This window comes from Streptomyces sp. ITFR-16, assembly GCF_031844705.1.
Classification (GTDB): Bacteria; Actinomycetota; Actinomycetes; order Streptomycetales; family Streptomycetaceae; genus Streptomyces.
Genome location: NZ_CP134609.1, coordinates 959,742 through 981,121, shown reverse-complemented (window position 1 = coordinate 981,121; position 21,380 = coordinate 959,742). Strand labels below are relative to the sequence as shown.

Here is a 21,380-nt window from a genome sequence, read left to right as displayed (position 1 = left end):
GGGGCGGCAGGCACGTTTTCCGGGAGGAGGGCGGGCAGCACGGTGGATGCGGCGGCAGGGCGGCACGAGACGGCGGGCGCGGAACCGGTGACCGGAGGGCGCCCCACCGAACTGCCCGAAGGGCTGGCCGACGCGATACGGACGACGGCCGAGGAGATCGCGGAGCTGCTGCGCGGCGCCCCGGACACGGGCGCTCCCGTACCGGGCCTGACCTGGACGGTGGGGGAGGTGGCCGCGCACCTGGCCCAGGCCAACGCGCTGATGGCCGAGCTCGCCGCCGGGCGGACCATCGGCCACGGCGACGGCACCCCGCAGAGCATCGCCGCCGCCAACGAACAGGCCCTCGCGGCGTTCGGCGAGCGCGCGGCCCACCCCCTCGCCGCGATGATCGTCGAGCAGTCCGCCGCCTGCCTGGACGCGATGGCCGGGCGGTCCGGCGACGAGATCCTGATGACGCCGATGGGCCCCATGAACCGCGCGGTGCTCGGCTCCTACCTCCTGACCCACATGCTGGGCCACGGGTACGACCTGGCCCGCGCCCTGAAGCGCCCGCACATGGTCGACCGGGCCCGGGTCGCGCTGACGCTCCCGTTCATGGTCGAGGCCATGCCCCGGGTCGCCGACGCAGCCGCCGCGGCGGGGCTGAACGCCCGTTACACGGTGCGGCTGTGGGGCGGCGGCCGGTTCGGGGTGACGTTCGTGGACGGCGCGGTGACCGCGGACCACCGGCCGCCTGGCCGCCCGGACTGCACGATCTCCATCGAGCCGGTCACGTTCCTGCTGATGGCGCTCGGCCGCTGCGCGCCGATGGGCGCCATGGCCAGGGGCCGCGTCCTCGCATGGGGCCGCAAGCCCTGGATCGGCCCCCGCTTCCCGGAGTACTTCAAGGCGCCGTGACGGGGTGGGGGGAGCGCGGGCCGCCCCGGCTAGGAGCCGTTCCCGCCCGCGCCCTCCGCCTCGCCCGCGAGACCGTGGGACTCCATCAGCTCGTCGTGCGCGGCGACCACGTCCCGGGCGAGCACGGTCACCATCTCCTCCCGGGTCGGTGTGCTGTCGGTGTGGGCGGAGTACAGCCGCAGATCCCGCTGCGCGGACGCCTTCTGGCAGAGTTCGCGCGCGAACCGGGCATTGCCCACGGTGTCGGCCATCCCGCCGTCCACGATCGCCGTGCAGAGGGAACCGAGGACCTCGACGGCCCCGGCATCGGGTTCGTCGCCCTGGGAGGCCAGCACGGACCGGGCGATGAGGACGAGTTCCCCGGCGGAGTACGAGGGGAAGTCGACGCGGGTGTTGAAGCGGGAGACCAGACCGGGGTTGGCCGCCAGCAGCTCGGCCATCTCGTCACGGTATCCGGCGAGCACGACGACGAGCCGGTCCCGGTCGTCCTCGGCCCGCTTCAGGAGCACCTGGAGCGCCTCGTCGCCGAACGCGTCGCCGCCGCTGTAGCCGCTGTTGGACAGGGCGTACGCCTCGTCGATGAACAGCACCCCGTTCAGCGCGGAGTCGATGACCGCGCTGGTCTTGATGGCCGTCGAGCCGAGGTGCTGACCGACGAGGTCCACGCGCTGGGCCTCGATCACATGGCCCGAGCTGAGCAGTCCGAGCCCGGCGAAGACCTTGCCGATGATCCGGGCCACGGTCGTCTTGCCGGTGCCGGGCGGCCCCGCGAAGACGAAGTGGCGGGGCCGCGCCCCGCCCGGGAGACCCTGCTCCTCGCGCAGCGCGGACATCCGCAACTGGGCGATCAGCGTAAGCACTTGGCGCTTCACGGGCTGGAGCCCGATCATCGCGTCGAGCGACTGCTGGGCCTCGGCCAGCAGCCGGGCCCGCTCCTCGGCGGTCGGGCTGCCGGTGCCGCCGTCCGCGCCGGGGGCGGCAGCGGGGGACGGCTTGGGCGCGGCCGGCGGCGGCGGTGCGGCAGGGGGTGCCGGGGGCGTCTCGGGCGCCGGCTCGGGGACGACCGAGGCGACCGGGACGGGCGGCGGGGGCTTCGGCCGGGCCTGGGCGCGGGTGTCCACGTCGAAGAGCCCCGGCGCGCACCGGAAGGCGTACTGGTACCGCTTCAACGCCTCCTCGTGCTGCCCCAGCTCCTCCAGCGACCGCCCGATGAAGTACTTGGTCTCGGCGTCGAACCGGCTGCCCGCTTCCAGCTTCCTGGGCAGCGGCGTCAGCACGTTCACGGCTTCGTGGTAGACGCCCTGGGCGAAGAGCGAGGCCCCCACGTACAACTGCGCCTCGTCGTACAGGAAGGCGTCCCCGATGCCGGTGGCGAACCTCAGGACGAGCGCCCAGTCCTCCTTGACGAACGCGTAGCGGGTGCAGACGAACCGGGTCTCGTCGCAGTCGAGCTGCGCGGTGGACAGCCCGGCCCAGGCCTCGTCGAGCCGCTTCTTGTCCAGGAGCGAGGACATGGCGGCGAGCCACAGATCGCGCGCGTTCTCCAGCCGGAAGGTGACGTAGTGGCCGATCTGGAACGTGGACCGGAACGGCAGCCCGAACTTCGTCCGCAGCGCGCCGAAGGTCGCCGAGCAGCGCAGCATCGCGTCCAGCGACTCCTGCTGGTTCTCCCCGGTCTTGTGCAGCCCCAGCCAGGCGTCGGCCGCGCCGGGGTCGTGCTGGGTGGCGAGGGCGAAGTGCGCGGCGGCCCCCGCGTTGTCCCCGCGCTGCATGAGCATCACCGCCTGGGTCCACGCTTGCTCGGCCTTCTTGACCGACCCCCGGCTCGCGGCACCCTGCACGTGACTCTCCCCTCGACGGGGCGCGGCCCGCGCCGACGGCCACCGGCCGCCGTGATCACCTGGAACGGTGGTCAGGATAGCCAACACGCCCGGGCCCCCGCCGGGTGCGCCCCGGCCCCCGCCGTGCGGCGAACCCGCGGTGAGGGCGGACCGCCGCCCGGTGCCCGGCCTCAGGCCGCCATGGCGACGGCGGACTTGCCGAGGGCGGGCTCGCGTACCCCGTCCGCCGCGCGCTCGCCGAAGACGACCATCCGCAGCAGCGCGAAGCGCCCGATCCCGGCCAGGGCCGACGCCGACAGGTACACGCCCTGCTGGACGAGGGCCGAGGCGTCCGGCCGGAGCGCGTACAGGCAGAACAGCGCCCCGGTCGTGAAGGCGTAGCTCACCGCGACCGTCAGGCCCGATTGGAGGTGCACCCCCCATCCCCGGCGCCCGCTCCGGAACGAGACCCGGCTGTGCAGCTCCGTCGCGATCACCGTGGACACCACGGTCACCAGCGCGTTGGCGAGGACGAGCGGCATCCGGCCGTGCAGCAGGACCAGGACGCCGCTGGAGGCGAGGCCCACCCCGCCGCCACAGACCACGAAGCGCGTGAAGGCCGCAACCAGCGGGTGGAGCGTGCGCGTCGGCCGGGGGGAAGGGGCGGTCACGGGATGGCCTCCGAAGGCGGTGAGGAACGGGGAAGCGGAGCGGTACGAGGATTCCACCGCAGAACCTACGGACCGGGCGTCCTGCGCACGACCCGGTTTCCCCCCGGTTTTCCTAGGGGGCATCCCCCAGGGGACGTGGCCCCGGGGACGTGCCCGGACCTGCCGGGATGCCGCGCTCAGCCCGGAACCTAGTGGAAATGCGCCGGCATGGAGGAAGTTCGGCCTTCTCACTACATGGGCCAGATATGAGCCAGTAGAAACGGGAGGCGATCTCGTGCTCAGCTCCGCAGCACCCGCACCGTACCTGCCCCTGCCGACGAGCCCGCCCCGGCCGGCGGGCGACGTGCGGATCCGGCTCAGGTACCACACCGTCCACGGCTACCGCCGTGCCTACCGCATCGCCGGCGACGGACCGGCGCTCCTCCTCATCCACGGCATCGGGGGCTCCTCCACCACCTGGGAGAAGCTGATCCCCGAACTGGCCCGCGACCACACGGTGATCGCCCCCGACCTCCTGGGCCACGGCGCCTCCGACAAACCCCGGGCGGACTACTCCGTGGCCGGATACGCCAACGGGATACGGGACCTCCTCGGCGTCCTGGGCATCGACCGGGCCACCCTGATCGGCCACTCCCTGGGCGGCGGCGTCGCCATGCAGTTCGCCTACCAGTTCCCCGAGCACACGGACCGCCTCATCCTGGTCAGCGCGGGCGGGGTGGGCCGCGAGGTGACCCCGGTCCTGCGCGCGGTGTCGCTGCCCGGCGCGGAACTCCTGCTCTCGATGCTCCGCCTCCCGGGCATGCGCGGCCAGGTCGGCCTGCTCACCGGCCTGATGAAGCTCCTGGACACCGACCTGGGCCAGGACGCCTCGGAGATGCTCAACGTCGTGGACGCCCTGCCGGACGCGACGTCCCGCGCCGCGTTCATCAGCACCCTGCGCTCGGTGGTCGACTGGCGCGGCCAGGTGATCACCATGCTCGACCGCTGCTATCTCGCCGCCGGCATGCCCACCCAGCTGATCTGGGGCTCCCGCGACAGCGTGGTCCCGGTCCGCCACGCCCACCGCGCCCACGCGGCGATGCCGGGCAGCCGCCTGGAGATCTTCGACGGCGCCGGCCACTTCCCCTTCCACAGCGACCCGGACCGCTTCTGCGCCCTGGTCGACCACTTCATCCGCACCACCACCCCGGCCGACTGGAGCCCCGAACGCTGGCGCATCCTCCTCCGCAAGGGCCGCCCCGGCCGCCCCCTGGGGGTGGTCGCCCAGGCCCACCAGCGCGCGGTGGTCCGCGACCTGCGAGTGGCGAGCGAACGGAGCGCCACGTAGGGCGGGGCGAGGGCTGGCCCGGGGTGGCCGGCTGGTCGGTGCTGATTCGTTTCGTTGCCGTTTGTTTGGCTCGGCGTCATCATGTGCACACTGCAAGGGTCTTCCTTGACGCCTGACGATTCTGGAACACTCCAGTCGCTTTCCCCCACATCCCCTCACCTTGCAGAGGCCCCCACCCATGGCAGAACTCAACCGCCGCCGGCTCCTGAAACTCGCCGGCGGCACGGTCGCCCTCAGTGCGCTGTCGAACAGCATCGCCCGTGCCGCCTCCCTTCCGGCGCGGGGCAGTACGGGCACGCTCCAGGATGTCGAGCATGTCGTCGTACTGATGCAGGAGAATCGTTCCTTCGATCACTACTTCGGCACCATGAAGGGCGTGCGGGGGTTCGGTGATCCGCGGCCCGTCACGCTGCCCAGCGGGAAGCCGGTGTGGCATCAGGCGGACAGCGCCGGCAAGGAGGTGCTGCCCTTCCGGCCGCAGGCCGACAAGCTCGGGCTGCAGTTCCTCCAGGACCTGAACCACGACTGGGCGGGCGGGCACCGGGCGTTCAACAAGGGCAAGTACGACCAGTGGGTGCCCGCCAAGACGGCGACGACGATGGCCCACCTCACGCGTGAGGACATACCGTTCCACTACGCGCTGGCCGACGCGTTCACCGTCTGCGACGCGTACCACTGCTCGTTCATCGGATCGACCGACCCGAACCGCTACTACCTGTGGAGCGGGTACACCGGCAACGACGGCACCGGTGGCGGTCCCGTGCTCGGCAACGACGAGGCGGGGTACGGCTGGACGACCTACCCGGAGCGGCTGGAGAAGGCCGGGGTCTCCTGGAAGATCTACCAGGACGTGGGGGACGGGCTCGACGCCGACGGTTCCTGGGGCTGGATCAACGACGCCTACCGGGGGACGTACGGCGACAACTCGCTTCTCTACTTCAACAGTTACCGCGATGCCGAGCCGGGCGACCCTCTGTACGACAAGGCGCGGACCGGCTCCGACCTCAAGGGCGGGGACGGGCTCCTCGACGACCTGAAGGCCGACATCGCGGCCGGGACGCTGCCCAAGGTGTCCTGGGTCGTCGCCCCGGAGGCCTACAGCGAGCACCCCAACTGGCCCGCCAACTACGGTGCCTGGTACATCTCGCAGGTGCTCGACGCGCTGACCGCGGACCCGGAGGTCTGGGGCCGGACCGCGCTGTTCATCACGTACGACGAGAACGACGGCTTCTTCGACCACGTCGTGCCGCCGTACGTGCCGTCCGGGGCCGCCCAGGGGCTGTCCACCGTGGACACCACCGCCGACTACTTCCCGGGCGACGCGCGCTACTCGGCCGGCCCGTACGGGCTCGGCCAGCGGGTGCCGATGTTGGTGGTGTCTCCGTGGAGCACCGGTGGCTACGCCTGCTCGGAGGTCTTCGACCACACCTCCGTCATCCGGTTCATCGAAGAGCGCTTCGGGGTCCACGAGCCCAACATCTCGCCGTGGCGGCGGGCCGTCTGCGGCGACCTCACCTCCGCCTTCGACTTCGGGAACGCGGACACCTCGGACGTCTCCCTGCCGTCCACGGCCGCCTACGAGCCGCCGGACAAGGGACGCCACCCCGACTACGTACCGGCGCCGCCCGCGACCGGCAGTGTGCCCAAGCAGGAGCGCGGGGCACGTCCCACCCGTCCGCTGCCCTACGCGCCCCTGGCCGACGGGGCCGCCGACATCGCCGCCGGGAAGTACCGCCTGACCTTCAGCGGCGGGGCGGCGGCCGGTGCGCAGTTCCTGGTGACGTCCCCCAACCGCACCGACGGGCCCTGGACGTACACCACCGAGGCGGGCAAGACGATCGCGGACAGCTGGAACACCGTCTACTCCGGCGGAGTGACCGACCTCACCGTCCACGGGCCGAACGGCTTCCTGCGCACCTTCCGGGGCCCCGGCAAGACGGCCGGACCCGAGGTGACGGCACGTCACAACGGCACCACCGGAGGGCTGGACCTCACCTTCACCAACGCCGGCGCCGGCACCGTCAACCTGACCGTCCGCAGCGCGGCCGGCTACGGGGGAGCGGACCAGACGTTCGCCGTGCGCGCGGGTGCGACGGTGCAGCACTCCCTTGACCTGCGGGAAAGCAAGCGCTGGTACGACGTCACCGTCGTCTCCGACGCGGACACGACGTTCCTGCGGCGCTTCGCCGGGCACGTCGAGACGGGCGAGAGCGGCACCAGCGACCCCGGTCTCGTCACCGGCTGAGCAGCGGCCGCACCGCACGGGTGGGAGGGAGCACGCGGGGCTGTTGCAGTCCTGTGTACTCCTGACCACCCGTCGGCCCGCCCCGCCCCGCCTGGGTTAGAGTTTTCTCCGGGTCATGAGTTCCAGTGCGCAGCCCCGGCTTGCTGGACGGCACCCCGCTCCGCTGCGGGTGCTCCGGGTGACGACCTGCCCCGTGCGCAGGGTACGGGGAACAGCGGACCGCGGTGCGGGGCACTCGGGGTCCACCGTCCCGAAAGGCGAGCCTCCGTCATGCTGCGTCATCCCACCCCCCGGAACGACTCCGTCCTGAACGACGGGTGCGCGCGGTACGCCGCAGGGCACCAGGTGCACTGGATCCATGCGAAGAAGTGCCGGCAGGAGCCGGGCCGGGCCGTCGAGATCCTGCTCACCGCCGAGGACGTCCGGGACGACGGATGGGTCGAACTGCGCCCCGCCTTCGACTACGCCGGTGACCTCCCCGGGGTGTGGACCCACGCACCCGCCGCGCTGCGGACGACGCTCGCCGGGCACCGCGGACGGGTGTACTGGCTGGAGCGGTGGCACGCGCTGAGGCTGGTGGACGGCGAGGGCCGGGTGGAGGGCCTGGTCAACGTCGGCTTCGAGGGCGGGGAGCTCTGCGAGCCAGACCGTGACGGGGCGGGCACCTGACACAGGCCTTGTGGAAGGGCTCGCGGAAAGGCTCGCGGAAGGGTGCGCTTTTGATCGCCGTTGACCGTTCCTGGGGTCGCTAAAGTCTTTATAGTGAACGTGCGTTGATCGCATGATCATGACGCTTGCCGCTGTCGACAGGAGTCAGGATTCATGTCGCGCCCTTCTTCCGCCGAGCCCGCGTCCGCCCCCGCGCCGCCTCCCGGCTGTCCGGCGCACACCGGGGCCGTACCGCTCGACGGGCCCGGCTTCCGGACCGACCCGCACGCCGTCTACCGCGCCATGCGGCGCGACCACGGCCCCGTCGTCCCCGTGGAACTCCCGGGCGGGTTCCCCGCCTGGCTGGTCATCGGGTACCGCGAGCTCCACCAAGTCACCAGTGACGGCGGGCTGTTCCCGCGCGATGTGGGCCTGTGGAACCAGTGGCCGCACATTCCGGACGACTGGCCCCTGCTGCCGATGGTGGGGCGCCCGCTGCCCTCGGTCTACTTCAGCGCGGGCGAGGAGCACCGGCGCCACGCCCGCATGGTCGGGCCGGTGCTCGAGGCCGCCGACCCGTTCGAGATCCGCAGGCACTGCGAGCAGTTGGCCGACCGGCTCATCGACGAGATGTGCGGCCGGGGCACGGCCGACCTGGTCGCCGACTTCTGCGAGCCCCTTCCCGTCCTCGTCCTCGCCCGCCTTGTCGGGTTCCCCGACGCCGAAGGCGCCGGCATCGCCCGGGTGTTGAAGGACCTGGCCGACGGCGGCCCGGACGCGCAGAGCGCCCATCTGCGGTTCGGGGAACACATGGCCCGGCTGCTTGCCGCGAAACGGACCGAGCCCGGGAACGACGTGACCTCCCGCATGCTCGCCTTCCCCGAGGCGTTCACCGACGAGGAGTACGTGCTCGACCTGATGGCCGTCACGGCCGCCGGGCACCTCACCACCGCCGACTGGATCAGCAACTCCCTGCGGCTCATGCTCACCGAGGACGAGTTCGCCGACTCCATGGCCGGCGGCCGGCGCAGCATCGGCGAGGCCATGAACGAGGTGCTCTGGGAGGACACGCCCACCCAGATCCTCGCCGGACGCTGGGCCGTACGCGACACCGACCTCGGCGGACAGCGGATCGGGGCCGGGGACATGCTGCTGCTCGGACTGGGCGCGGCGAACACCGATCCCCTCATCCGCCAGGGCGTCTTTGGCGCCGGAGCGGCGGCGCGGGGCGGCAACGGCGCCCATCTCGCCTTCAGCCACGGCGAGTACCGGTGCCCCTTCCCCGCCCAGGAGATCGCCGAGACCATCGCCCGGACCGGCATCGAGGTCCTGCTCGACCGGCTGCCCGACCTCCGCCTCGACGTCCCCGTCGGCGCCCTCGTACGACGGCCCTCCGCGTTCCTGCGAGGCACTGTCTCGCTCCCTGTTCGGTTCACCCCCGTCCGTACGACAGGAGACCTCTCGTGAACTGCCCCCACGCCGCTGCGGCAGCGGCCCACGACGGCGGAACCGTCGTCATCGACCCGATGGTCCAGGACCTGGACGGTGAGACGGCACGGCTGCGCGAGGCCGGACCGCTGGCCCGGATCGAGCTGCTCGGCGTACCGGCCTGGACCCTCACCCGGCACGCGGACGCCCGCCGGCTCCTGGTCGATCCACGGCTGGTCAAGGACCTCGACGCCTGGGGCCTGTGGCAGAGCGGCGAGGTCACGCACGCGTGGCCGCTCATCGGGATGATCGACGCGGGCCGGTCCATGTTCACCGTCGACGGTGAAGAGCACCGGCGGCTGCGGACCAAGACCTCCCAGGCGCTCACGCCCCGCCGGCTGGAGGCGATCCGTCCCGACATCGAGAAGTTCACCGAGGAACTGCTGGACGCGCTCGCCGAGGGCGGCAGGGACGGGGCGGTCGTCGACCTCAAGTCCGTCTTCGCGCAGCCGCTGCCCATGCGGGTCGTCGGCATGCTGATGGGCGTCGATCCCGCCGCGAACGCCATGCTGACGCGCCAGTACAAGGCCTTCTTCTCGATGCTCACCCCGCAGGACGAGCGCCTGGCCCTCCTCGCCGACCTGGACGTCTTCTACGCCGGGCTCGTACGCGAGAAGACCGCCCGGCCCACCGACGACCTCACCTCCGCGCTGATCCTGGCCGACGAGGGCGGTGCGCCGCTGACCGAGGAAGAGGTGGTCGGCAACCTCAAGGCGATGGTCGCGGCCGGGCACGAGACCACGATCGGGCTCATCCTCAACGCGGTACGCGCCCTGCTGGCCCACCCCGGCCAGCTGCGGACCGTCCTCGACGGGGAGGTCTCCTGGGAGACCGTGATCGAGGAGACGCTGCGGTGGGACACCCCGACCACCCATCTGCTGATGCGGTTCGCCACCGAGGACATCGAGGTGGGCGACGGGGTCATCGCCAAGGGCGAGGGCGTGGTCGTCTCCTACCGGGCGATCGGCCGCGACCCCGAGCAGCACGGCCCCGACGCCGACGCCTTCGACATCACCCGCCCCACCCCCGTCCGGCACATGACCTTCGGCCACGGCCCGCACATCTGCCCCGGCGCGGCGCTCTCCCGCATCGAGGCGGGGATCGCCCTGCCGGCGCTCTTCGCCCGCTTCCCGGAGCTGCGGCTCGCCGTGCCGGACGCGGAACTGCGCAAGCTGCCCGTGATGACGCAGAACGACATGGAGGCGTTCCCCGTTCTGCTCAACGCCTGAGTCCGGGCCGCGCCGTTCGCCTCGGGCCGTCAGGCCAGGCCCGCCCCGATCGCACGGCGTACCGCGTCGGCGCGGTCCTTGATGTCCGCCTTGGCGAAGAGATTGTTGATGTGCGTCTTCACCGTGGCCTCGCTGATGAAGAGCTTCTCCGCGATGGCCCGGTTCGGCAGGCCCCGGCCGATCAGGGTGAGGACCTCGCGCTCGCGGGGCGTGAGGTCGGCGGGCAGCTGCTGTCCGGGCGCCGGGGACTTGGTGCGGACCGTGGCGAGGAGGCGGTCCTGGACCTCGCGGTCGAGCACGGACTGTCCGGCGGCGGCGGCGCGGATCGCGCGGGTGATGTCTCGACGCCCCGCGTTCTTGGTGAGGTAGCCGCGGGCCCCCGCGCTCAGCGCGGCGAGGACGGAGTCGTCGTCGGCGAAGGTGGTCAGGACCACGACGGCCACCTCCGGGTGCTCCTCGGTGAGCCGCCGGGTCGCCTCGGTGCCGTCCATGACGGGCATCCGCAGGTCCATGAGGACCACGTCCACCGGCCCGGCGGCGACCGCGGCGAGCACCTCCGTACCGTCCGCGGCGGCCGCGACGACGTCGATGTCCTCGGCCAGGCCGAGGACCGCGGCCAGTGGCTCGCGTACGGCGGCCTGGTCGTCGGCCACCACGACCCGCAACCGCCCGGTGCTCCGCATCGGTTCGTTCATCCCGGAATCACTGCCTCCACTTGCCAGCCGCCCTCGTCCGGTCCCTCGGTGACCGGGCCCGCGGTGATCGTCCCGCCCAGCAGGGCGGCCCTCTCGCGCATGCCGATCAGCCCCATCCCGCTGCCGACGCCCGTGCGCACCGCACGGGTCGCCGGACTGTTGCGGACCTTCAGTGTCGTCGATCCGGCGGCGAACGCCAGCTCCACCCTGACCTCGCCGCCGGGCGCGTGCCGCGCGGCGTTGGTCAGCGACTCCTGAGCGATCCGCAGCAGGTTCTGCGTGGCCCGGGACGGCACCTCCCGGACGGTCCCGGTGACGGTGAGGGCGTCGCGGTGTCCCGAGGAGTCGATCAGCGCGGTCAGGCTCTCGACCAGGGGCAGGGAGTCCTCGCGCAGGGCGTGCACGGTCCACTGGGCCTGTTTCAGGCTCTCCTTGACCATGCTGTGCGCCTTCTGGTTCGCCGCGCGGACCTTCTCCAGATCTCCGGTGTCGAGCAGCGCGTCCGCCAGTTCCAGCTGCATGTTGATGCCGGCCAGGGAGTGGGCGAGGACGTCGTGCACATCACGGGCGATCCGGCCGCGCTCGGTCAGGACGGCGGTACGGGCCTCGGCGCGGGCCGCCCGCTCGGCGGACTCGGCCGCCTCGATCGCCGCCGTCACGGCGCGCCGGCGGCTGCGGTTGACGATCCCCACCACGACCGGGAGGCCGGTGGTCAGGCCGAGGGCCCAGGGCAGCAGGTGGTGGCCGGGGCCGATGCGGAAGTACAGGACGCCGCCGCACAGCAGGCTGCACAGCACCGCGAGGGTGACGGCCCGCCCGACCGGCAGCCGGAATCCGGCGTGGCCCACGAGGAAGTACGCGAAGAGGTAGCTCGAACCGCTGCGGCTGACGCCGATCAGGGCGGCCGCGGCGACGATGCCGAGCGTCATCCAGACCAGGTCCGCGCGGGGCGGGACCCCGGCCTCGGGCAGGTGCCGGGCCGCCAGCGCCAGGGAGTTGACCACGAGGAGCGCCGCGACCGCGAGACCCCGGCCTTCGAGACCGAGCGGGCGGACCGTCGCGAAGGCGGCGCCGATCACGAACAGTGTCAGAACCCACTGCACACGGGGGTCATGGCCGGGAACGGGCCGGGGGCGGGGCTCCCCGTGCGGGGAAGGCCCCGGGCCGGGGCCGTGCCACGTGGTGGGCGCGTCCCGGCCTTCGGGGCTGCTCTCTGCTTCGGGCACGGCGTGACCATAGCCCACGGTCAGGCCGTGCGGTCGAAGGCGGGCGCGGGCGTCGCCGCATCACGCGCACCGGGCCGGGTGACCAGCCGGCTCCTCACGAAGATCGTCGCGAGCCGTGTGACGACCTCGGTGAGCGCCATCAGGACGAAGGCGGCGACCCAGGCCTGATCCGTGGTGATGTGGTGGGCGATGCTGAACCGCGCCACGTCGTCGGCGCCCCCGCCGTGCGAGACCCAGACCTGGAAGCCCATCCGGGCGCCCATGCCGAGCACCCACAGGACCGCGGAGACCGCGCCGGCCTTGATCAGCAGGTGCTCGCCCGCCGCCCGGACGCGGGTGCAGACGCCGCCGGCGATGCCGAGGGCCGCGCCGACGGCCATCAGCGCGCCGATCAGCACCAGGTCGTTGCCCGCGGTGGGCACGCTGTGCAGGTAGGAGTGCGCCACGAAGGCCACGATCCCCAGGGGGAGCAGGAAGGTCTTGAGGTCCAGCCGGCCTTCCCGCAGCTGCCGGAAGACGATCAGGACGAGGGCGATGTCGGTGATCCAGTCGCTGGTTGTCATGCCCTCAAGACTGCTGTCGCGCGGGCTCCCGCACCTGGACCCATGGGTGGAACGACGGGTGGAGATCGGCGCCCGGCATATCGTGGCGGTAGCGCCCGTCGTGGTGCGGTCAGGGAGTCGAAGCGCTTCGACAGTGCTATGGACACGCTGTGCGTGCAGGTCTAGGCTCGCGTCATCCGATGTGTACCGCAGGCGGACAGCGGTGAGTCGAAGCGCTTCGCCCGCGTTTCGCCGTATCCGGCCGAGCCGGTGTCCGACGTCGTCCCGTGATGGAGAGCTGAATGGTCACCCTGGCCGAGGTCGCGCAGCACGCCGGAGTCTCGGCGAGCACGGTGAGCTACGTCCTCAGTGGGAAGCGCTCCATCTCCGGGCCCACCCGCGAGCGGGTGGAGCAGAGCATCCAGCAGCTCGGGTACCACCCCAACGCCGGTGCGCGGGCGCTCGCGAGCAGCCGGTCCAACATCATCGCCCTCATGGTGCCCCTGCGCACCGACATGTACGTGCCCGTGATGATGGAGATCGCCATCGCGGTGGCCACCACCGCCCGCACCCACGGCTACGACGTCCTGCTCCTCACCGGCGAGGAGGGCCCGGCGGCCGTGCGGCGGATCGCCGGGAGCTCGCTGGCCGACGCGATGATCCTGATGGACGTCGAACTCCACGACGAGCGGCTGCCGTTGCTCCGCGAGACCGACCGGGCCGCCGTGCTCATCGGACTGCCCGCCGACACCGCGGGACTGACCTGTGTGGACCTCGACTTCGAGGCGACCGGCGCGCTCTGCGTGGAACACCTGGCCGGCCTCGGCCACCGCGAGATCGCCGTCATCGGCGAGGCCGCCGCGGTGTACGAGCGGCACACCGGATTCGCCGAGCGGACCGTGGACGGGGTGCGGGCCAAGGCGCAGGAGACCGGGGTGCGCGTCCTGCACCGGCCCTGCGAGGGCGGCTACGCGGCGATGGCCCAGACCCTGGCGCGGATCTTCGACGAGCGCCCGGGCACCACCGGTTTCATCGTGCAGAACGAGTCCGCCGTGGAGCCGCTCCTGAATCTGCTGCGGCAGCAGGGCCGGGCAGTGCCCGAGGATGTGTCGGTGGTCGCGATCTGTCCCGAGCCGGTGGCCTCCCAGGCCTCGGTGCGGCTGACCTCGGTGGCGATCCCCGCGCAGGAGATGGGCCGCCGCTCCGTCGAACAGGTCGTCGCCAAGCTCTCCGGCCGGGACACGGACGAAGTCGAGCTGCTGGCGCCCGAGCTGACGGTACGGGAGAGCACCGGGCCCGCTCCGGTGTGAGCCCGAGCCGGCCCCCGTCCCGCGGGGGCCGGCTCCTGTGCGTACGGCTCAGCCGGACGAGACGCCGAATCCGTTCGTCGTGAAGTCCAGCCCGCCCGGCGACGACGTGATCTCGTAGCCGAACTGGACGTCACCGATGGTCTCGTTGCCCCACCAGCCCTTGGTGTCCTTGATCCACTTCAGGATCGGCAGGATGTCCACCGTTCCCGAGGTGGAGTCCGAGGTGCGCAGGAACGAGAACACCTGGTTGGCCCCGTTGTCGCCCTTGTAGACCGTCCAGGTGTGACCGCCGAGCGTGACCGTGCCCTGCGAGGTGCCGAGCGGGCCCACGGCCCCGTTGTAGTTGACCCAGAGCATCACCTCGTAGTCGTAGTCGGTGTCCCAGATGTCGTACGAGGTGTTGTAGGCACCCGACGACGGGACGGTGACGTTGTAGGTGCTGGTGAGCGACGACAGCGAGGTGAGGGACTTGTTGACCACCTTCTTGGCGTTGGGGTACGACTTGATGCCGCCGGTGTTCGGGTGGTCGGCCCAGACCCCCCAGTTGCCGGAGGAGTTGGCCCATATCGACTGCGCACCGGCGCCGGAGCCCCAGATGTTGTTGTAGAGGGTGTAGCCGTCGGAGGTGGTGTAGTTGCCCCACTGGTCCGACGAGGACCAGACCGCGGCCTGGGCGGGGGCGGCGGCGAAGCCGACGAGGGCGGCCACCGCCGCAGCGGGAGCCAGTAGGAGCCTGCTGAGGGTGCGGGTACGTCGTGCCATGGTTGTCCCTTCCATGGTGGTGATGGGTGGGGGGACGTGCTACCGCGGCCCCAGTGCGAGGACGCGGTCCACGCCGGCCGTCAGCTCCAGAGGGGCCGAGGGGGTTCCGGCGGAGGAATCGGTGAGGGTGCTCCCGTGGCCCGTACGGACGTCGATCCGGGCGTCACGGGTGGGGCGCAGCACCGCCGTCGCGGTGCCGTCGGCGGACCAGCGCAGATCGAGCACGGCGCCGAACCTGGTACGTATGCCGCGCAGTTGACCGCTGGGGTAGCCGGCCGGCGGCGCGGGCAGCAGCACCAGGCGGTGCGGGGTGGACTGGACGAGCGACTCGATGACCGCGGCGGGCAGGGCGTGTGCGGCGTCCGCGTTGTACACGTCGCGGTGCGGGTAGTGCGCGCTCATCAGGGAGTCGTGGAAGAAGTCGCCCGCGAGCACGGCCGCCAGCGCGGCCGACGCGCGGGCGCCGTCCCGCAGCCGTGCGGCGATCAGGGCATGGTGCAGATGCCCGTGGGCGGAGTCGTTCTCCGCGCCGCGCAGTTCCAGCGCCCGGTGCGCGGCGGTGGCCAGGGCGGGGGTGTCGTACGGATTGATCGCGTCCAGCGGCCACACCGGGTACAGGTGGCTGAGGTGGCGGTGGTCGTACGTCTCCGCCAGGCCCGGCCACGCCCACTCGGCGAGGGCGCCGTCCTCGTTGACGCGGTAGCCGGGAAGCCGGTCCGCCAGCGCCAGCCGCCGTGCGGATGCGGGGTCGGCGGGGGAGAGGGCGGCCGACGCGGTCAGCGCGTGGCGGGCCGCCGCCAGGTCCATCGTCGCGTTCACCGTGCCCCAGCTCGCGTTGGCCGGACGGTTCTCCGGCGAGTACGAGGGCACGACGGCGACCTTGCCGTCGGGGCCGGTCCGGGTGAGGAAGTCCTCGTAGAACAGGGCCACTTCGTGCAGCGCCCCGGCCAGCCGGGGGTCCGTCGCCCCGGTGGTCTCGGCGTGCTCCACGAGCGGTTCCAGCAGCCAGTCGGCCCCGGCCGTCCACAGATGCAGGGGATACGCCCGCTGGTAGTGGCGGGTGTGGCCGGACTCCCCGTCGGTGTGGGAGGGGGCGACGACGCCCCGCGCCCCGAAGAGGGCCCGGGCGTTGTCCCGCCAGTCGGCGAGCTGCCCGTACACCAGCGCCCCGTGCGCCTCGGACACCTCGGGCAGGGCCGCTGCCGCCGCCGAGGCAATCTGGAGGTTGAGGTTGGCGTTGGTGGTGAACGCGCCCGACCAGGCGGTGTCCCAGCTCCCCGTCCACAGCCCGGTCAGCCGGGGCGGCAGCACACCGCAGGAGGAGAGCAGGTGGTAGCGCCCGGCCGCGCACAGCCGCTCCAGCAGGGCGGGACTGTCCGGCCTGCGTACCAACTCGCTGCCCGGAAGGGCGCGTTCGGCCGGATCCGTATCGAGGGTGAGGGAGGCGCGCTCGAACGCCCGGCGGTGCGGTGCGCTGTGCCGGGCCAGCAGCGCCGGGTAGGCGTCCCCGGGCAGCGCCGCGCACTCCGCGGCGGGATCCAGGGCGCCCGCGTGCCGCCGCACCCGGGTGAGCAGCAGGAGGCCCCTGGCCCCCACGACCCGGATGCCCTCGCCGGCCACCGACACCGTGCCGCCGTCGGTCCGCAGCACGGTCACCCCCGTGTACGCGAGCGCGCTGTCCGGGTAGCCCACGCGCAGCGTCAGCCGGCCGCCGTCCGGAGTCAGCACGGTGCCGCGCCCGACGGCCAGGCGCGGCGGGGCCCCCGGCAGGGCGTGGTCCAGGGTCAGGTCGACCGAGAGCCCCTGGCCGGTGACGTACTGGACGATCACATCGTCCGCGCGCGAGACGAAGACCCGGCTGCACCGGCCCCCGCCGGCCGCCGTGATCTCCCCGGTGGCGAAGTCGATCCGGCGCCGGTAGTCCGCCGGGACCCCGGGGGTCTCGGCGCCCGCGCCAAGCACCGGGCGCAGCCGGGTCTGGAAGCCGGGGTGGAAGGGCTGCACCCACACCAGCGGGCGGCCCGCACCGAAGCGTTCCGCCGCCGCGGCGTCCCCCGCGAGCAGGGCGCTCTGCATCCGGTGCAGCCCGTCCGCGAGCTCGGGCGGGCGGGCGTGCTCGCTGCCGTTGGGCCGGACCAGGGTGTGGTGGTTCACGATCACCCGGTCGTCGGCGGGGTCGCCGTACACCATCGCCCCGTGCCGGCCGTTGCCGCCGAGGAACGCGTCCTCCCAGCGCGCGGCGGGGCGCGGCTCCCACGTGCCGTCGATGTCCGCCCGGCCGGTCACGGCGCGGCGCTCCGCAGCACGGCGACGCCGTAGCGGCCCAGCTCCACCCGTCCCTCGGCCGTCCGGCCCGTCAGCAGGTCCTCGTGGACACCGGGCACGGCCACGGTGACCGTGTCCCGCCCGTGGTGGAGCAGGAAGAGCAGCCCGCCCCGGCGGACCGCCTCCACCCCGTCCGGCAGCCCGGCCGGCACCGGCTCCACCCCGGCCTCGCGCACCACGTCACCGAGGAGGGTCCGCAGCGCCCGGGGCTCCGGAAGCGTCGACACGTACACCGCCCCGCCCCGGCGCAGCACGGCCGGGAGCCCGGCCAGTTCGCCGTCCCGGTAGGCGGCGACCACCTCGGCGTCCTGGGCCGCCTCCAGTTCCTCGGACCACAGGGTGCCCCGGAAGCCGTCGCACTCCACCGTCGTGTCCGCGTCGAGCGGCCACCACTCGTGCAGCGTCCTGATCCCGAACAGCTCGCGCAGCCGGGCGTCCATCCCGCCCGGCCTGATCCGGTCGTCCACGTCCGCGACCCCGGTGAAGAAGCCGCAGACCAGTAGCCCGCCGCCGCGCGCGTACGCCACCAGGTTGTCGATCGCCGCGTCCGTGAGCAGATACAGGTGCGGTACGGCGACCACCCTGAACCGGCTCAGCTCGGCGTCGGGCCGGGCGAACTCCGTGACCACGCCGTTCTCCCACAGGGCCCGGTGCCAGCGCCGCACGACCTCGGTGTAGTCCAGCAGCGAGGACGGCCTGCCCTCCTGCGCGCCGGCCCACCAGGCGTCCCAGTCGTGCAGGACGGCCACATCGGCCGGGACGTCGGCGCCGCCGACCGCCGGGCCGAGCACGGCGAGTTCCGCGCCGATCCGCTTGACCTCGCGGAACGTGCGGCCGTGCTCCCCGGCGTGGGTGAGCATCCCGGAGTGGAACTTCTCCGAGCCCTGCCGGGACTGGCGCCACTGGAAGTAGCAGACGGCGTCCGCGCCGCGCGCCACCGACTGGAGCGACCAGAGGCGGTTCAGGCCCTCGGGCTTGGGATGGTTGACGGCCCGCCAGTTGACCGGCCCGGCCGCCTGTTCCATCAGCATCCACGGGCCGGCGGCCTGCGAACGCGTCATGTCGGCGAGCATCGCGTTGTACTGGCCGCCCTGCGGGTCCTTGGGGTCGGGATAGATGTCCACGGAGACGATGTCCTCCTGGGCCGACCACGCCCAGGCGTCCTGCCCCGACCACAGCGGCATGAAGTTCGTCGTCACCGGGATGTGCGGGGTGTGCCGGGCGACGATGTCCCGCTCCGCGACGTAGCACTCCATCAGGGCGTCGGAGGTGAACCGTCTGAAGTCCAGCACCTGGGCCGGGTTCCGCATGTACTGCGCCTTGCGCGGTGGCAGGATCTCCTGCCACGCGTCGTAGCGCTGGCTCCAGAACGCCGTCCCCCACGCCTCGTTGAGCGCGTCGAGCGTGCGGTAGCGGCTGCGCAGCCAGCGGCGGAAGTGGGCCGCCGTCCCGTCGCACCAGCACTGGGTGCAGTACTCGTTGTTGATGTGCCACACGGTGAGCGCCGGGTGCTCCGCGTACCGCGCCGCGAGGTCCTCCGTCAGGGCGGCCGCACAGCGCCGGTAGACCGGTGAGCTGGCGCAGAACTGCTGGCGCGAGCCGTACCAGACGACCGAGCCGTCCTCCGTGCGCGGCAGCGTCTCCGGGTGCCGCGCGCCCATCCACGGCGGCGGGGACGCGGTCGGGGTTGCCAGCACGACGCCGATGCCGTGGGCGTGCATCAGGTCCATCAGCCGGTCCAGCCAGCCGAACTCCCTTGCTCCTGGGCGTGGTTCGATCTTCGCCCAGGAGAAGACGCCGAGGGTGACGGAGTTGACCCCGGCCTCCTTCATCAGCCGGGCGTCGTCCTCCCACACCTCCTCGGGCCACTGCTCGGGGTTGTAGTCTCCTCCGAAGAGGATGCGGCCACGGGCCGCGTCGCGCAGGGACGGCATGGCGTCTCGCTTCCTTACCGGGGTTCCGCGTACTGGATGCCGCAGCCGTCGGTGCCCAGCCGGACACGGCCGCGGACGTGGGGTCAGCCCTTCACGGCGCCGGTGAGCATGCCCTTCTGGAAGTGCTTCTGGACGAACGGCGACAGCACCGCGACCGGGATCAGCGCGAGGATCATGACGGCCATCTGCACCGAGAGGCTGTTGATCGCCCCGCTGCTGACGGCCGCGCCCATCGCACCCGGCGGCACCTGGTGCTGGAGGACCAGCTGGCGCAGGATCATCTGGAGCGGGTACTTCTCGCTGTCCTGGATGTAGAGCATCGCGTTGAACCACTGGCTCCAGTAGCCGACCGCGTAGAACAGCGAGATCACCGCGATCACCGCACGCGACAGCGGCATGATGATCCGGAACAGGATCCGCCACTCACCGGCGCCGTCGATGCGGGCCGCGTCGATGAGTTCGGGCGCGGTGTCCATGAAGAAGCCGCGCAAAACCAGCACATTGAAGACGCTGATCGCGCTGGGCAGGATCATCGACCAGTAGCTGTCGCTCAGTCCGATACCTGTGACCAGCAGATACGTCGGGATGAGACCGGCGCCGAAGAACATCGTCGCCATCAGGGTCATCAGCAGCGGACGGTGTGCGTACGAGTCGCGGCGGCTGAGCCCGTACGCGCACAGGATCGAGACCGCCATGCTGACCGCCGTGCCGACGACGGTCAGGCCCACGCTCACGGCAGCAGCCCGGGTCACCGCACCCCCGCTCAGCAGCTCCTTGTACGCGACGAACGTGAGGTGCTTGGGCCAGACGACCAGCCCGCCCGCGTCGTTGATGGTTCCGGTGTCGGAGAGGCTGGTGACGAGCACGACCCAGATCGGGACGACGACGACCGCGCAGATCGCGACGAGGCCGAAGCCCTTGAAGGCGAGTCCGGCCCTGGTGGGCTCCTCCTCCCACACCGGGCGCGGTTCGACGCGCAGGGCGCGCCGGAGCGGAGTGCGCGTACGGGGCGCGGGAACGGCCGGGTCCTTCCCGTGGTCCTGGAGAGTTGTCATTTCTTGGAGTACACCCCCTGCTCACCCAGCATGTGGGCGACCTTGTTGGCACCCAGCACCATGGCGACGCTGAACAGCCCCTTGAAGATGCCGGCGGCGGCCGCGTAGCCGAAGTCGCCGGTCTTGATGCCTGTCCACCAGATGTAGGTGTCCAGGATTTCCGAGGCCCCGGCGCCGACCTGGTCGCGCTGGAGCAGGATCTGCTCGAAGTCGAGGTTCAGCGCACTGCCCACCCGCAGGACGAGCAGCAGCGCGATGACCGGGCGCAGCGCCGGCAGCGTGACGTGCCACATGCGCCGCCAGCGGCCCGCCCCGTCCACGGCTGCGGCCTCGTACAGATCGGTGTTGACGGCGGCGAGCGCGGCGAGGAAGACGATCACGCCCCAGCCCGCGTCCTTCCACACCGCCTGGGCGCTGACCAGGAATTTGAAGAACCCCGGATTCGTCATCAGGTCGAACCCCTCGTGGCCGTGTTCGCGCAGCCACTGGGCGACCAGACCGGCGCCGCCGAACATCTGCTGGAAGACGGTGACGACGAGGACCCAGGAGAAGAAGTGCGGCAGATAGACGACGGCCTGCACCCAGGCCCGGACCCGCGCGCTCATGATCGTGTTCAGCAGCAGCGCGACGGCGATCGGGACGGGGAAGAACAGGACGAGCTGGGTGACGAAGATGACCAGGGTGTTGATGAGGACTTCCCAGAAGCGGTAGTCCTCGAAGATCCGGGTGAAGTTGTCGAACCCGACGAAGGGGCTGCCGGTGATGCCCAGGTCGTACACGTCGTAGTCCTGGAAGGCCACGATGTTCCCGAGCAGCGGGATGTAGTTGAAGACCAGCAGCAGCGCGACGGCCGGCAGCGTCATCAGGATCAGCGTGCGGTCGCGCCGCAGCCGCCGGCGCCAGGTGATGCCGCCGGCCTGCGGGCCGCCGCCCGTCGTTCCCCTCCTCTTCGCCGTACGGGGACGGCCGGGGCCGGTCGCCCGGGACCTGCCCGTGCGACCGCCCTTCCCTTCGCCGTCGTCCCTGCCGACGTCACCGATGCCGCTCCTGCCGGCCGGGGCGCCCGCCCCGTCGGGTGTGCGGTCCGGGTCGGTCGTGACCGTGGCCCGTGGCTTCACCGTGTGCTCCCCATGTCGTGCCCTCCGCCCCGGCCGCCGGGCTCGATGCGTCCGGCGGCCCTCTCGCTGTCCCGCGTACGGCTGGTGC

General features: G+C 72.1%; 17 protein-coding genes and 1 riboswitch. Of the genes, 7 read left to right on the top strand and 10 right to left on the bottom strand.

Going from position 1 to position 21,380, the window contains the following annotated elements; all coding sequences use genetic code 11:
• Positions 1-87: 87 nt before the first annotated feature.
• The gene (locus RLT58_RS04495) at positions 88-897 is read left to right on the top strand and encodes a maleylpyruvate isomerase family mycothiol-dependent enzyme (RefSeq protein ID WP_311314412.1); all 810 of its coding nucleotides are present in this window, start codon (positions 88-90) and stop codon (positions 895-897) included.
• A 29-nt stretch (positions 898-926) separates the two neighbouring features.
• On the opposite strand, the gene RLT58_RS04490 is transcribed toward RLT58_RS04495, so the two are convergent.
• Positions 927-2,738: an AAA family ATPase gene (locus RLT58_RS04490; protein WP_311309076.1), complete on the bottom strand. Its 1,812-nt coding sequence runs from the start codon at positions 2,736-2,738 to the stop codon at positions 927-929.
• A 170-nt stretch (positions 2,739-2,908) separates the two neighbouring features.
• Complete coding sequence (locus RLT58_RS04485; protein WP_311309075.1) at positions 2,909-3,388, bottom strand: GtrA domain-containing protein; 480 nt, start codon at positions 3,386-3,388, stop codon at positions 2,909-2,911.
• A 310-nt stretch (positions 3,389-3,698) separates the two neighbouring features.
• Between RLT58_RS04485 and RLT58_RS04480 the strand changes: the two genes are divergently transcribed.
• The 5 genes from RLT58_RS04480 to RLT58_RS04460 all read left to right on the top strand — a co-directional run bounded on the left by RLT58_RS04480 (position 3,699) and on the right by RLT58_RS04460 (position 10,325).
• A complete protein-coding gene (locus tag RLT58_RS04480) occupies positions 3,699-4,715 on the top strand; it encodes an alpha/beta fold hydrolase (RefSeq protein ID WP_311314411.1) in 1,017 nt (338 codons plus the stop codon).
• 178 nt (positions 4,716-4,893) lie between these two features.
• Positions 4,894-6,960, top strand: coding sequence for a phosphocholine-specific phospholipase C (locus tag RLT58_RS04475; RefSeq protein ID WP_311309074.1), 2,067 nt, complete (start codon positions 4,894-4,896; stop codon positions 6,958-6,960).
• Positions 6,961-7,071: 111 nt separating this feature from the next.
• A riboswitch (SAM riboswitch) is annotated at positions 7,072-7,181 on the top strand.
• Positions 7,182-7,230: 49 nt separating this feature from the next.
• Positions 7,231-7,629, top strand: a complete 399-nt coding sequence (locus RLT58_RS04470; protein ID WP_311309073.1) for a hypothetical protein — start codon at positions 7,231-7,233, stop codon at positions 7,627-7,629.
• A 153-nt stretch (positions 7,630-7,782) separates the two neighbouring features.
• Positions 7,783-9,075, top strand: coding sequence for a cytochrome P450 family protein (locus RLT58_RS04465; RefSeq protein WP_311309072.1), 1,293 nt, complete (start codon positions 7,783-7,785; stop codon positions 9,073-9,075).
• On the top strand, positions 9,072-10,325 hold the full coding sequence (locus tag RLT58_RS04460; protein ID WP_311309071.1) for a cytochrome P450 family protein: 1,254 nt from the start codon (positions 9,072-9,074) through the stop codon (positions 10,323-10,325). Before RLT58_RS04465 ends, RLT58_RS04460 begins: the two co-directional genes overlap by 4 nt.
• A gap of 29 nt (positions 10,326-10,354) precedes the next feature.
• Here RLT58_RS04460 and RLT58_RS04455 read toward each other — a convergent pair whose 3' ends face one another.
• The 3 genes from RLT58_RS04455 to RLT58_RS04445 form a co-directional block, all read right to left on the bottom strand.
• The gene (locus tag RLT58_RS04455) at positions 10,355-11,020 is read right to left on the bottom strand and encodes a response regulator transcription factor (RefSeq protein ID WP_311309070.1); all 666 of its coding nucleotides are present in this window, start codon (positions 11,018-11,020) and stop codon (positions 10,355-10,357) included.
• Positions 11,017-12,123 carry a sensor histidine kinase gene (locus RLT58_RS04450; protein WP_311309069.1) on the bottom strand — a complete coding sequence of 369 codons (1,107 nt, stop codon included), beginning with the start codon at positions 12,121-12,123 and terminating at the stop codon, positions 11,017-11,019. Before RLT58_RS04450 ends, RLT58_RS04455 begins: the two co-directional genes overlap by 4 nt.
• A 143-nt stretch (positions 12,124-12,266) precedes the next feature.
• Positions 12,267-12,809 (bottom strand): hypothetical protein, encoded by a 543-nt coding sequence (locus RLT58_RS04445; RefSeq protein ID WP_311309068.1) that lies wholly within the window; start codon positions 12,807-12,809, stop codon positions 12,267-12,269.
• Between the two features lie 281 nt (positions 12,810-13,090).
• Here RLT58_RS04445 and RLT58_RS04440 point away from each other — a divergent pair, with 281 nt between their 5' ends.
• Complete coding sequence (locus RLT58_RS04440; protein ID WP_311309067.1) at positions 13,091-14,098, top strand: LacI family DNA-binding transcriptional regulator; 1,008 nt, start codon at positions 13,091-13,093, stop codon at positions 14,096-14,098.
• A 48-nt stretch (positions 14,099-14,146) separates the two neighbouring features.
• On the opposite strand, the gene RLT58_RS04435 is transcribed toward RLT58_RS04440, so the two are convergent.
• The 5 genes from RLT58_RS04435 to RLT58_RS04415 all read right to left on the bottom strand — a co-directional run bounded on the left by RLT58_RS04435 (position 14,147) and on the right by RLT58_RS04415 (position 21,292).
• A complete protein-coding gene (locus RLT58_RS04435) occupies positions 14,147-14,860 on the bottom strand; it encodes a GH12 family glycosyl hydrolase domain-containing protein (protein WP_311309066.1) in 714 nt (237 codons plus the stop codon).
• Positions 14,861-14,899: 39 nt separating this feature from the next.
• Complete coding sequence (locus tag RLT58_RS04430) at positions 14,900-17,146, bottom strand: glycosyl hydrolase family 95 catalytic domain-containing protein (protein WP_311309065.1); 2,247 nt, start codon at positions 17,144-17,146, stop codon at positions 14,900-14,902.
• Positions 17,143-19,119, bottom strand: coding sequence for a beta-galactosidase (locus RLT58_RS04425; RefSeq protein ID WP_311309064.1), 1,977 nt, complete (start codon positions 19,117-19,119; stop codon positions 17,143-17,145). Before RLT58_RS04425 ends, RLT58_RS04430 begins: the two co-directional genes overlap by 4 nt.
• Positions 19,120-19,202: 83 nt before the next feature.
• Positions 19,203-20,174 carry a carbohydrate ABC transporter permease gene (locus RLT58_RS04420; RefSeq protein ID WP_311309063.1) on the bottom strand — a complete coding sequence of 324 codons (972 nt, stop codon included), beginning with the start codon at positions 20,172-20,174 and terminating at the stop codon, positions 19,203-19,205.
• The gene (locus RLT58_RS04415; RefSeq protein ID WP_311309062.1) at positions 20,171-21,292 is read right to left on the bottom strand and encodes an ABC transporter permease; all 1,122 of its coding nucleotides are present in this window, start codon (positions 21,290-21,292) and stop codon (positions 20,171-20,173) included. The genes RLT58_RS04420 and RLT58_RS04415 overlap by 4 nt, the downstream gene beginning before the upstream one ends.
• Positions 21,293-21,380: the final 88 nt, after the last annotated feature.